Annotated in this window: 9 protein-coding genes; 6 read left to right on the top strand and 3 right to left on the bottom strand. The window is 58.2% G+C overall.

What is annotated here, in order from left to right; all coding sequences use genetic code 11:
• Window positions 1-8: 8 nt before the first annotated feature.
• From BM155_RS12495 to BM155_RS12485, 3 genes are all read right to left on the bottom strand, one after another.
• The gene (locus BM155_RS12495) at window positions 9-752 is read right to left on the bottom strand and encodes a YebC/PmpR family DNA-binding transcriptional regulator (RefSeq protein WP_067151483.1); all 744 of its coding nucleotides are present in this window, start codon (window positions 750-752) and stop codon (window positions 9-11) included.
• A 156-nt stretch (window positions 753-908) separates the two neighbouring features.
• Complete coding sequence (gene aspS / locus BM155_RS12490) at window positions 909-2,687, bottom strand: aspartate--tRNA ligase (protein ID WP_074903487.1); 1,779 nt, start codon at window positions 2,685-2,687, stop codon at window positions 909-911.
• A gap of 62 nt (window positions 2,688-2,749) precedes the next feature.
• Window positions 2,750-3,019: an FmdB family zinc ribbon protein gene (locus tag BM155_RS12485; RefSeq protein ID WP_067151476.1), complete on the bottom strand. Its 270-nt coding sequence runs from the start codon at window positions 3,017-3,019 to the stop codon at window positions 2,750-2,752.
• Window positions 3,020-3,304: 285 nt separating this feature from the next.
• Here BM155_RS12485 and BM155_RS12480 point away from each other — a divergent pair, with 285 nt between their 5' ends.
• The 6 genes from BM155_RS12480 (at window position 3,305) to BM155_RS12455 (ending at window position 12,981) form a co-directional block, all read left to right on the top strand.
• Window positions 3,305-3,721: an HU family DNA-binding protein gene (locus tag BM155_RS12480; protein ID WP_067151473.1), complete on the top strand. Its 417-nt coding sequence runs from the start codon at window positions 3,305-3,307 to the stop codon at window positions 3,719-3,721.
• A 157-nt stretch (window positions 3,722-3,878) separates the two neighbouring features.
• Window positions 3,879-5,606: a proline--tRNA ligase gene (locus BM155_RS12475; protein ID WP_074903484.1), complete on the top strand. Its 1,728-nt coding sequence runs from the start codon at window positions 3,879-3,881 to the stop codon at window positions 5,604-5,606.
• 120 nt (window positions 5,607-5,726) lie between these two features.
• The gene (locus tag BM155_RS12470) at window positions 5,727-6,293 is read left to right on the top strand and encodes a lytic transglycosylase domain-containing protein (protein ID WP_067151466.1); all 567 of its coding nucleotides are present in this window, start codon (window positions 5,727-5,729) and stop codon (window positions 6,291-6,293) included.
• A 2-nt stretch (window positions 6,294-6,295) separates the two neighbouring features.
• Entirely contained in the window at window positions 6,296-7,366 is a 1,071-nt protein-coding gene (locus BM155_RS12465) for a helix-turn-helix transcriptional regulator (protein WP_074903482.1), read from the top strand.
• A 229-nt stretch (window positions 7,367-7,595) separates the two neighbouring features.
• Window positions 7,596-8,414, top strand: coding sequence for a sterol desaturase family protein (locus tag BM155_RS12460; RefSeq protein WP_074903480.1), 819 nt, complete (start codon window positions 7,596-7,598; stop codon window positions 8,412-8,414).
• A gap of 721 nt (window positions 8,415-9,135) precedes the next feature.
• Complete coding sequence (locus BM155_RS12455) at window positions 9,136-12,981, top strand: cellulose binding domain-containing protein (protein ID WP_074903479.1); 3,846 nt, start codon at window positions 9,136-9,138, stop codon at window positions 12,979-12,981.
• Window positions 12,982-12,992 lie beyond the last annotated feature (11 nt).

The following is a 12,992-nucleotide window of genomic DNA, read 5'->3' as shown; positions in this document are numbered from 1 at the left end:
TACGCGGATCAGGCCAACGCTTCCATCACCTCGGAGGGAATGTCGGCATTGGTATAGACGTTCTGCACGTCGTCCAGGTCTTCCAACATATCCACCAGTGCCATAACCTTCTCGGCACCATCCTTGTCCAGCGGCACCGTTGTGGAGGGGATCATCGCAACCTCGGCATTGTCAGGCTTGAAGCCGGCTTCGGTCAGCGCATCCTTCACCGACATATAGTCCTGGAATTCGGTGGTGACCTCAATGCTGCCGTCGTCGTTGGTCTCGATATCTTCGGCACCCGCCTCCAGAGCGGCCTCCATCAGTGCCTCCTCATCCACCCCAGCCTCATAGTAAAGCTGCCCCTTGCGGGAGAAGAGGTAGGCCACCGAGCCATCGGTGCCCAGGTTGCCACCGCGCTTGGAGAAGGCGTGACGCACTTCGGCAACAGTGCGGTTGCGATTGTCGGTCAGGCACTCCACCAGGATGGCGACACCTCCGGCACCGTAGCCCTCGTAAGTCACCGCCTCGTAGTTGTCTCCTTCGGCGTTGCCGGCACCGCGGGCGATGGCCTTTTCGATGGTATCTTTTTTCATATTCGCGCCCAGCGCCTTGTCGACAGCGGCGCGCAGAGCCGGGTTGTCATCCGGGTTTGGGCCAGCCTTGGCGGCCACGGTCAGTTCGCGAATAATCTTGGTGAAAACTTTACCGCGCTTTGCGTCCTGGGCCGCTTTGCGGTGTTTGATATTGGCCCATTTACTATGTCCGGCCATTGCTCGTCTCTCTTTAATCAGTTTGCAGGATGGGCTGAGGAGCGCAGCGACATGCCCATCGGTTAAACTTGATGGGCACGATCCCGTATCGGGTAACGGGAAAGCAGAAAACCGCTGTACCGCTTTCTGCCTGCGCTTTGCCCATCCTACAAAAGATCAGCCGACCTGCTCTTCCTTCCGGCGCAGACGGATATTCAGTTCGCGCAGCTGCTTGGCCTCCACGGCACCCGGTGCATCTGTCATCACACAAGCTGCTGTCTGGGTTTTGGGGAAGGCGATGACGTCGCGGATAGAATCGCTGCCGGTCATCAGCATCACCAGGCGATCGAGCCCGAAAGCCAATCCACCGTGGGGCGGCGCACCGAACTTGAGGGCGTCGAGCAGGAAGCCAAACTTCTCGCGCTGCTCGCGCTCGTCGATACCGAGAATGCGGAACACCGCCTGCTGCATCGCCTGGTCGTGGATGCGCACGGAACCGCCTCCCAGCTCGGTGCCGTTGAGGACCATGTCGTAGGCCCTGGACAGGGCGCCCAGCGGGTTTGCCTCCAGCTCCTCCGGAGTGCAGGAGGGCGCGGTAAAGGGGTGGTGCAAGGCCGTCAGACCACCATCGTCCTCTTCCTCGAACATGGGGAATGCCACCACCCACAGAGGGGCCCAGTCGCAGGTGTAGAGATTCAGATCGGCGCCCAGTTTGCAGCGCAGCGCGCCCAGGGATTCAGAAACAACCTTGGCAGTATCCGCACCGAAGAAAATTAAATCGCCGCTCTCCGCTTCGACCCGGTCGAGAATCGCCGCACGCACATCAAGGGGCAGGAACTTAACGATCGGCGACTGCAAACCGTTCTCCAGGTCCGACTTGTCGTTGACCTTGATATAAGCCAGCCCTTTGGCACCGTAAATGCCGACGAACTTGCCGTAATCATCAATCTGCTTGCGGGTGAGCTTATCGTTGCCACCGGGCACTTTGAGGGCGGCGACGCGGCCTTTGGGATCGTTGGCGGGACCGGAGAAGACCTTGAACTCGACTTCTGTCATCAGGTCCTTAATCTCGACCATCTCCAGCGGAATGCGCAGGTCGGGCTTGTCGGAGCCGTAGCGCAGCATGGCCTGGTAGTGGCTCATGCGCGGGAATTCCCCCAGCTCCACGCCCAACAGTTCTTGGAACAGCTTGCGCACCATGCCCTCGGTAATGGACATGATGGTCTCTTCATCGATGAAAGAGGCCTCTATATCGATCTGGGTGAATTCCGGCTGGCGGTCAGCGCGCAGGTCTTCGTCGCGGAAACACTTGGCAATCTGGTAGTAGCGGTCGAAACCGGAAACCATCAGCAACTGCTTAAACAGTTGCGGTGATTGCGGCAGGGCGAAAAACTTGCCCTCGTGGGTGCGGCTGGGCACCAGATAATCGCGGGCGCCCTCGGGAGTGGCGCGAGTGAGAATCGGGGTTTCGATATCCAGGAAGCCCTGCGTATCCAGATAGTTGCGGATGGCGGTAGTCAGCTTGGAGCGAAAGCGCAGATTGCGCTGCATATCGCTGCGGCGCAGATCCAGATAGCGGTACTTGAGGCGCACATCCTCGCCCACCGCGGTGTGTTCATCCAGCTGGAAAGGAACGGTTTCCGCGCTGTTCAATATCTCCAGCTCAGTGCCGTAAACCTCCACCTCGCCGGTGTCCATATTCGGGTTTACCGTTGCTTCCGAGCGGGCGCGCACACGGCCGGTCACTTTCAGCACATACTCGCCGCGCACCCGGTCCGCCTGTTCAAAGTGTTCGCCGGCATCCGGATCGAACACCACCTGCACTATGCCATCGCGATCACGCAGGTCGATAAAAATTACTCCGCCGTGATCACGGCGGCGGTCGACCCAGCCGCAGAGGGTTACTACGCGGTCTATATCCGCGGAACGCAGGGCGCCACAGTAGTCAGTGCGCATGGATGTCTATTCCCGTAGTCGTTAAATGAATTTGAGGGCCGCCACACGGCGACCCGGAGGACTCAACCGGTCTTGGACTTGTCTCCACCGGCCTTTTCGCCACTGGATTTGGCCCCATTGGCCGCGTCGCCAGCCAGATTCTTCTTGCTGCCGGTTTTGAAGTCCGTCTCGTACCAACCGCCCCCCTTGAGGCGGAAACCGGCAGCGGAGATCTTCTTGCGCAGCTCCGCCTTGCCACAGGCGGCGCAATCGGTCAGCGGGGCATCACTCATGCGCTGCAGCGCTTCCATCTCGTGGCCGCAGGCATTGCACTGGTATTCGTAAATAGGCATTGCTCAGTACCGGATGGTTTAAGGGGCGCAGATTATACATGAGGCCCATAGCGGGAAGAAGCTGCGGCCTCAATCGGCAAGGCGCACCCCCAAAGTCGGCGCAGACATGGGATCTCAACCGCAGATCGGTAAAAAAAACACTATTTTTTTCCTGCTTTTCCACTGCGCGGGAACAAAAACTATATATACTTCCCCTCAGCACCCGTCGCGCCCCCCCTTTCAGATGGGCGCGCCGGGCGTAAGAACACATTTTCATCGGAAAAAACGAATAGAAGGAAGCTACTAATGGCAGCACGCAAGAAAGCCACAGCAGCTAAGAAAGCCCCCGCCAAGAAAGCCACAGCCAGCAAGGCACCCGCCAAGAAGGCCGCGGTCAAGAAAATCACCGCCGTAAAGGAGAAGTACACCAAAACCCAGATCCTGAACCAGATTGCAGAGAACACCGAACTCACCCGCAAACAGGTTCAGTCCGTTCTGGACGAGCTGGCCGACGTGATTCACGCCCACATCAAAAAGCGTGCGGTCGGCGAGTTCGCCCTGCCCGGCCTGCTGAAAATCACCACTGTGAAGAAGCCCGCCCGCAAGGCGCGCAAGGGCATCAACCCTTTCACCGGCGAGGAAACCGTATTCAAGGCCAAACCCGCCAGCATTCAAGTGAAAGTCCGCCCGCTGAAAAAGCTCAAGGAAATGGCCGAGTCCTGATTCGCGCCACCTTGAGAAACCCCGCTGCGGCGGGGTTTTTTGTTGCTTGGCGCAAAGCGTCCTCCGCAAACACCACGGACCTATCTTTGGTCCCCAGCGCCGGGCATTTAGCGTAGAATGTCGCCCTCCAAAGCAACACAACCAGAACAGAACCCCTATGCGCGCATCCCGCTATCTGATCGCCACCCAGAAAGAAACCCCCAATGACGCAGTTGTAATCAGTCACCAGCTCATGCTGCGGGCCGGCATGATCCGTCGCCTGGCTTCGGGCCTTTACACCTGGCTGCCGACCGGGCTGAGGGTTCTGCGCAAGGTTGAGCACATTGTGCGCGAAGAGATGAACCGTGCCGGAGCCCTTGAGGTGTTGATGCCGATGGTGCAGCCTGCGGAACTGTGGGAGGAGTCGGGCCGCTGGCAGGAATACGGTCCCGAACTGCTGCGCATACGCGACCGCCACGACAACGGTTTCTGCCTGGGGCCGACCCACGAAGAGGTCATCACCGATCTGGTCCGCAACGAAATCAATAGCTACAAGCAACTGCCGGCCAACTTCTATCAGATCCAGACCAAGTTCCGCGACGAAATCCGCCCGCGCTTTGGCGTGATGCGCGCGCGGGAGTTCACCATGAAGGATGCCTACTCCTTCCATATTGATGCGGACTCCCTGCAAGAAACCTACGACGCAATGCACGCCGCCTACTGCCGCATCTTTGACCGCATCGGCCTCGACTACCGCGCGGTGCTGGCGGATACCGGCTCCATCGGCGGTTCTCATTCCCACGAATTCCACGTGCTGGCGGATAGCGGTGAGGACGATATCGCCTTCTCCACCGAATCCCGATACGCCGCCAACGTGGAGCTGGCAGAGGCACTGGCGCCAGCGGGCGAGCGGCCGGCACCGGGCCGGGAATTGGAGGAAGTGCACACCCCGAATCAGAAAACCATCGCCGCGGTGAGCGAATTCCTGCAAGCGGACCCCGCGCAGTCGGTGAAGACGCTGATTGTCCTTGGCGAGTGCGAAGAGGGTGAGACACCGCCGCTGGTGGCGCTGGTGCTGCGCGGCGACCATACACTGAACGAAATCAAGGCCGAGAAACTGCCCGGTATCGCCAGCCCATTGCAGTTCGCGCCGGAAGAGCGCATCGCACAGGAACTCGGTTGCGGTATCGGCTCTCTCGGCCCCGTCGGACTGCAAATTGAAACCATCGTCGACCGCGCCGCCGCCCACCTGGCGGACTTTATCTGCGGTGCCAATAAAGACGACTATCACTACACCGGCGTCAACTGGGGTCGCGATGTGGCACTGGAGCGCGTGGAAGATCTGCGCAATGTAGAAGCCGGCGACCCCAGCCCGGACGGCCGCGGCACCCTGGAAATCAAACGCGGCATCGAGGTGGGGCATATCTTCCAATTGGGTGATAAATACAGCCGCGCAATGAACGCCACAGTGCTGGACGAAAACGGCAAAGAGCAAGTGATGGCCATGGGCTGCTACGGCATCGGCGTGTCCCGCATCGTCGCTGCCGCCATAGAACAGAACCACGACGATGCCGGTATTCTCTGGCCGGATGCCATCGCCCCCTTCCAACTGGCAATCGTGCCGATCAATCTGCACAAAAGCGACACAGTGCGGGAAAAGTGCGAACACCTGTACCAGTCCCTCAGCGCCAAAGGTATCGACGTCCTTTATATGGACGAACCCAAAGCGCGTCTCGGCGCTATGCTCGCCGATGTGGAACTGATGGGAATTCCGCACCGCATTGTGGTGGGCGACCGGGGGCTGGAAAAAGGCGTGGTGGAATACAAAGGCCGCCGGGACGCCGAGAGCCAGGAGTTCGCCGTATCACAACTGGAGGAAGTCCTGCTAAAAATGATCGCTGGTTAACGGTTTTTATGTGACTTGGATGCCGGCGCAGCCCGGCATCCGCGGCTCGCCCCGGAGATATCCGGGCGAACCGCAATTTCCTCTGCCCTTCCCCCGCGCCTTTCCGTAAAATTCCCAGTCATGATAAGAAAAAGCCTCGCCACACTATTGCTCTGCCTGCTTTTCACTGGGGTCCAGGCCCAGGGGGAAGTTGCGCAAATTGATCCCGAGTTAAAGCGCGCCTTAAAGGAAGCAGTCACCCAGGCGGATAGCTTTGTCGACCGCTTCGATGCCGAAGTCTGGCTGATGAGCAAATCCCAGCCCCTGGCCCGCTATATCAAAGATCCTCAAGAACGTATGCGCGTATTAAAAGCCGTGCACCGCGAAGCCACCCGCGCCGGTCTGCGGCCGGAAATCGTTCTCGCCGTTATCCAGATTGAAAGTGCTTTCGACCCCTATGCCGTATCCCGTGTCGGCGCTCAGGGCATGATGCAGGTGATGCCTTTCTGGAAGAAAGAAATCGGCCGTCCGGACGACAACCTGATCGACATGGACACCAACCTCCGCTACGGCTGCACCATCCTCAAACATTACATCGAAAAAGCCAAAGGCAATCTCGCCGACGCACTGGCCTATTACAACGGTAGCTACGGTCGCTATACCTACTCCCGCAAAGTACTGGACGCCTGGGCGGCGCGCTGGAGATAAGCATGAGCACCGGTTACGTGTTCTTTACCGGCGCCGCCTGCGGCCTGCTGTTATTGGCAGCCGCCAAGCTAGCGATCAGCTACCGCCGACAGCTGGCGGGACGCTGGTTGTTTCTACTCCTGACCGGAGTGTTCAGCTACCTAGTGCACCCGCTCGCGGCACCGGAGAACGCCTGGCTGAAGCTGCTGCTAGACCTCCCCACCGACCTGGTACCGGCGGCTTTCTGGCTGTTCACCTTTTCCCTGTGCAGTGACTCGGGAAAATTTCCACGCTCCGGCTGGATTCTGATCGCGCTTTCAGTGATTGTCAGCGGAGCGGCCAACCTCGGTCCCAGCGGGCAGCCTCAAGTGCACGAAGCCCTTTACATCCTGGCCCAACCACTGAAACTCAGCCTGCTTGCCGCAGGCCTGATCACTCTGGTGCGGCAGTTCCAGTCCGACTTGGTGGAAGCCCGCCGCCGCCTGCGCGCGGCGCTGTTGATCGCGGTGGGCGGATATATGTTGATTGTCGTCTGCGCCGAATTTCTGTTCTCCTACCAGCCGGTCCCCGCCGGCGTTCCCACACTACACGCGCTGCTCGCCAGCCTGCTCACTCTGACAGCCTGCCTTTGGCTGCTGGCGCTGTCCCCCACCGCACTGGACGAATCACTGCCGCCGAGCGAAGAACGCGAAAAGAAAAAAACACCGCCTCCCGAGACTCCGCCCCCCCTGGACAAACCCCAGCAACAGCTGCTGGAAAAACTTCAGGCCCACATGCATGCCGGAGGTTATCGCCACACCGGACTGACCATCCGGGAACTGGCGGAGCAACTGGGGGCCCGCGAGCATGTACTGCGAACACTGATTAATCGCCACCTGGGTTACCGGAACTTCAACGAGTACCTAAACCAGTTCCGTATTGACGAGGCCAGCCGGCGCCTGGCGGACCCGGAGCAAGCACACCTCCCGGTGCTCACCATTGCTCTGGATATCGGCTACCGATCCCTCAGCCCCTTCAACGCCGCATTTAAACGCCGCCACAAACAGACACCCACCGAGTACCGGCGGGAAAAGCTACCGGTGCAGGAAGTCTGACCGGCAATTTTTCAGAATCCGTCAGCAGTTTTCCGCTTTCCGCAAGCAGTCGGCGCCACTTTGCCCCACACTCCTTCCACGACTGGAGGGGGTGCCCAAAACTGTCACCTCCACATCACCGGGAAAGCACCGCCCCTCGTGCGGACAGCAATTCACGGGCGCTCCAGCGCACCTAAAACGAATTCATCAGGAGCGCCGCCCCAATAAAGCCAATAAAAAAGGTGAGACTATGGAATTCCTGTGGGAAATGGCCCAAACCTGGGGAGAACACTTCCGTCGCGATCTCTTTCGTTACCTCATCGCCGCTACGGCGGTCAGCCTGCTGGTCAGTTGGGTATTCCGTCAATGGATGGACAGCCGTCGCATCCAAAGGCGTCGCGCAAGCTGGAAAGACATCCGCCGGGAAATCCGCTTTTCCATGCTCACCTTGGGCGTCTTTGCCACCATCGGCATTATCACCAGTATCCTGGGCGATTGGGGACTATTGCGGATATACCGGCAGTGGAGCGACTACCCACTGTGGTGGAACCTGATCAGTCTGCCAGTGCTTATCGTGTTGCACGACACATACTTTTATTGGACACACCGCGCCATGCACCACCCCGCGCTGTTCAAGCATTTTCACCGTGTCCATCATCTGTCCCGCACGCCGACGCCCTGGGCCGCTTACAGTTTCTCGGTGGGAGAGGCTTCTCTGATGGGAATCTTTTCGCCGCTGATACTGGCGCTGATTCCGCTGCATTTGGCGGTCTGGCTCATATTTATCTTCGTAATGATCTTCCGCAACGCCATGCTGCATGCAGGTTGCGAATTTCACCCCCGCAGTTGGGTGGACGGGCCGCTGGACATAATGACCACAACCACCCACCACGACCTGCACCACCAGCGATTCCACGGCAACTACGGTTTTTATTTCACCTGGTGGGACCGCTGGATGGGAACGGAATTCAAAAATTATAAACAGGCATTCTGCCAAGCAGTTGACGGCAATTTTAGCGACTCACACACACGAAAAAGGTCGATAGCATCAAATTTAAATTGCGGCTGATCGGCAAATATCCGCAAACTTACGCGGCCTCCGGGCCGCTTTTTTATCCGAACAATCCTTAAATTCATTTAGACCATCAACACAAAACATGCACGCCAGAATATAAAAATACAGTGACGGAATATACATTTTAACAACGTCACAGATACCAATAAAAAGTAAAATACAGAAAATTTGTAATTAATGGGGTCTCAGGCAAATTGGCGCAGATGCCACCAGCAGATGCCACTAAAATTTTTTCGGAGCTTGGGCACCCCCAAAAACCACGGCAATGGCGCAATTGCACCGGGGAATTCCTAGCGCACCAATCAGGCTCCTCGAGATCAGCAAAAAGAATACAGCGCCAATTCTCCAGTTGGCACTTGTAGAGAGAAAAGGAAGTCAGTACATTGAAAAAAGCTCGGCACCCTAATTATTAAAAGACCGGGCAGCACACACAATACAAACACAAAAAAGGTTTCGGGGAGTTTTTTCATATCCCGATTACCTGATCCTTTATTCCGCACCCAAAACTAGTAGAGCCAGGCAGTGCCGGCCTCAACCGGCGTCTCTACGTTCGAGCAGCCTCCAGAGAAACTCCAGAGGCATTTCCCAAAAAAGGCCAAGGGCGCACCGGTAACGGTAACGCCCATTAAAAATTTATGGTGCAGGAAATAATGAAATGAACAGTCCCGCGTTAAAAATCTCATCGTTATTTCTGTTAATTTGTTCATGGATTGCAATGCCTGCGGCGGCCGCTGCAACCTGTGAGTACCTAATCGTCAACGACTGGGGCTCCGGCGCACAGGCGAGCATCCGCATTACCAACACCGGTACCAGTGCCATTGATGGCTGGCAAGTCGACTGGGAATACGATGACGGTACCGTAGTCGTCGACAGCTGGAACACAAGCCTGATGGGCGACAACCCCTATACGGCGAGCAGCCTGTCTTGGAACAGCAGCGTCGAGCCGGGGCAGTATGTGGAGTTCGGTCTGACGCTCAGCAATGGATCAGACAGCGCCGTAATCCCAGTGGTGAACGGTGCCGTCTGTGACGCTGATGGCAGCGGCAGCTCCAGCAGCTCCAGCTCATCTTCCAGCTCCAGCTCATCGTCCAGTTCCGGCAGCGGAGGCCCCAGTGGTCCGCCACCAGCAGTGGAAATCGAGCGTGTATTCCCCAACCTGACCTTCGAACAGCCTCTCGGCATGATGCAGGCACCAGGAGACAATTCGCGCTGGTATATTCTGGAAAAAACCGGGATGGTTTACTGGATCGATGCCAGTGACAATCTCACCACCACCAAAAACGTTTACCTGGATCTATCCGGCACCGTCGACAGCGCGGCCGAGGGCGGGGTGTTGGGAATGGCCTTCCACCCCAACTACCAAGTGAATAGACAGGTTTACCTGTCATTTACCACACCGGCGTCAGACCCCATGACATCGGTTATCGCCCGCTACACCGAGAGCACCGGCGGCACCAGTCTGGATGCGGGCTCGCGCCAGGACATCCTCACCCTGCAACAGCCCTATGCCAACCACAATGGCGGCCATATCGCCTTTGGCCCCGACGGCTACCTGTACATCGGTTTCGGGGACGGCGGCTCCGCCAACGACCCGGAAGCCAACGGTCAGGACACCAGCAATTGGCACAGCGCCATGCTCAGAATCGACGTGGACAACGGCTCGCCCTACAGCATCCCGTCGGACAACCCCTTCGCAAACGGTGGCGGCCAGCCGGAAATTTACGCCTATGGTCTGCGCAATCCCTGGCGCTGGAGTTTCGACCGGGTCACCGGCGATCTTTGGCTCGCGGATGTCGGCCAGGCGGAATACGAGGAAGTCAATATTATTGAAAAAGGCGGCAACTACGGCTGGCGCTGCCGGGAAGGCTTCCACACCACCAGTAATAGCTGTGAAGACAGTGGCCCCTACAAAGACCCCTTGTTCGAATACGATCACGATCAAGGCCAATCAATTACCGGGGGCTATGTGTACCGGGGCACGCAAATCGCGGGCCTAAATGGCGCCTATATCTTTGGTGATTATCAGAATGGAAAAGTCTGGGCCTACACCGACACCATGTATCCCCTGGCTGACACCGCGTTAAATATCGCCACCTTCGGCGAATCCAACAGCGGTGAAATTTATCTGGCGGATATTGTCGGCGGCACCCTGCACCGCATAGTTGCGCAAGGCGACAGCGGCTCCAGCAGTTCCAGCTCGTCATCATCGGGCAGCAGCTCATCTTCAAGCAGCAGCTCAAGTTCCAGCAGCTCGTCGAGCAGCTCCACCTCGGGCAACTCGTCCAGCGGTGGCACCGACGGTGGCATCTCCTGTGCTGTGACCTACGACAATGTCTGGAACAACGGCTACCAGCTCGACGTCACGGTCACCAACAATGGCAGCAGTGCTGTAAGCAGCTGGGAAGTCACGCTCCAGTTCGATGAACCACCACAAATCACCGGCAACTGGAATTCAAACAGCAGCGTCTCTGAGAACACAGCCACCTTCAGCAACGCTGACTGGAACGGCAGCCTCAAACCTGGTGAAAGCACTACATTCGGCTTCCAGGGCGACCACGATGGAAGCTTTACGCTGCCCACCTGCAGTGGCCCGGGTGGTTCGTCGAGCAGCAGCTCCAGTTCTTCGTCGAGCAGCTCCAGCTCCTCGTCCAGCAGCTCCAGCACGTCATCCAGCAGTTCCGGTTCGTCCAGCAGCGGCGGCACGGATACCAGCAATATGACGGGCTACGAAATCTACAGCGCCATGTGCGCCGGCTGTCACGGTTTTGCCGCCGACGGCGGCAGGGTGGGAGTACCGCTGAACGAGCCTCGTGACCTGGATTTCATGATCAGCTATATCGAGCAGTCCATGCCCCGCAACGATCCTGCCGCCTGTGACGGGGACTGCGCCAACAAGGTCGGCAACTATATTGCCGATACTTTCTGGGAAGAGCAGACGCCGCCGAACTGTGACATTGTCCGCTACGGCGCCCGCCAGTTGAAAATCCTCACGCGGTCCGAGTACCAAAATACGGTCGAGGATCTGCTGGGCGTAGACTTCAATGCTGCAGAAGGATTGGCGGAAGACTACCGGGTAAGTTATTTCATCAACAACGCCCACGCGTCCATCGTCACCTCCGCCTACGACAGTTATCTGACCGTAGCCGAGGAAATCGCAGCCTGGTCCGCGGCGAGAGATTTTGCCCCGGCCTTGAACTGTAGTTCCTTCAACCAGGACTGTGTCGATCAGTTTATCAACGAACTGGCACCGAAAATTTTCCGCCGCCCGTTGGACAGCGAGGAAATCGCCACCTATTCCGAGCTGGCCAATGGCACCGTTACCGAGGGCGACGTACATTCGGGCATCCAGCTGGCGTTGATGACCATGCTGTCCTCACCGCAGTTCCTGTACCGCCACGAGCTGGGTGAACTCAATCCGGCAAACAACGCAATCGACGCAGACGCCTACGAGTTGACGTCCTACGAAATGGCCACCTGGCTGAGCTACTCCTTCACCGGCTCCACGCCGGACGAAACCACCCTGGAAAAAGCGCGCAACGATCTGCTACGCGATCCGGCGCAAATTCAGGAGGAAGCGCAGCGGCTGCTGAATCTGCCCGAGGCGAGAAACACCATGGGCGACTTTGTCGGCAGCTGGCTGGATACGGACAACCTCGACTACTCGCCGAAAGACGAGGCCACCTGGCCCGGTTTCGAAGCAGTAGCGCCGCATATGCAGCAGGAAATCCGTGAAGTCTTCGCCGAAGTCATGCTGAACAGCAGCGAGAGTTTCGCCTCGCTCTACAACGGCAACTGGACCTTCGTCAACGGCCCTCTGGCTCAGCACTACGGCATTGGCGGCGTCTCCGGCGATGAGTTCCAGCGGGTCACCACCACGGATCGCGGCGGCATTCTGACCAGCGGTGCGTTTATGTCCCGCTGGGCCGAGCGCATCGAGACGTCACCGATCCGCCGCTCAGTACGGGTACGCCGCCGTATGCTGTGTCAGGATCAGCCCAATCCGCCCGCCGGCATCATCGAGGACCGCGCCGACCGTATTGAAGAGCTCGCGGACCTTATCGCGGACCCGGCGACAACCAACCGCATGAAGTACGAGGCCCTGACCTCTGTCAGCCCCTGCCTGAACTGCCACCAGGAGTGGATCAACCCCCTCGGCGGCGGTATGGAAGACTTTGACGCGGTGGGCAATCCCCGCACTGTCGACCTCAACGGCAACACGATCGATGCCAGTGGACGTCTCTATGCACCCGATGTGCTGAGCAACCGTGGCGAATGGATCGAATTCGAAGGCGCGCGGGGACTGGGAGAAGTGTTGGCGACACTGCCCAGCGCACAGTCCTGCCTGTCTCAGAATATGTTCCGGTTCATGCTCGGTGTCGGACACAACACCATCGATAGCACTAACCCCGAGGGCCGACAGCTCGACCCGCTCGAGAAGGACGGATACTCCTGCACCATCGCCGATATGACCGATACGCTGGTGCAAGAGAACCCCCGCTCCATGCTCGAAAGTTTGAGCACACTGGATGCAGTCCGTTATCGCAAGGAGTGGTCGCGCTAAGGCGCGGCCCC

The sequence above is a fragment of the Microbulbifer thermotolerans genome (assembly GCF_900112305.1).
GTDB lineage: Bacteria > Pseudomonadota > Gammaproteobacteria > Pseudomonadales > Cellvibrionaceae > Microbulbifer > Microbulbifer thermotolerans.
The sequence above is the reverse complement of the archived record's forward strand: the minus strand, read 5'-3'. Positions and strand labels throughout refer to the sequence as shown.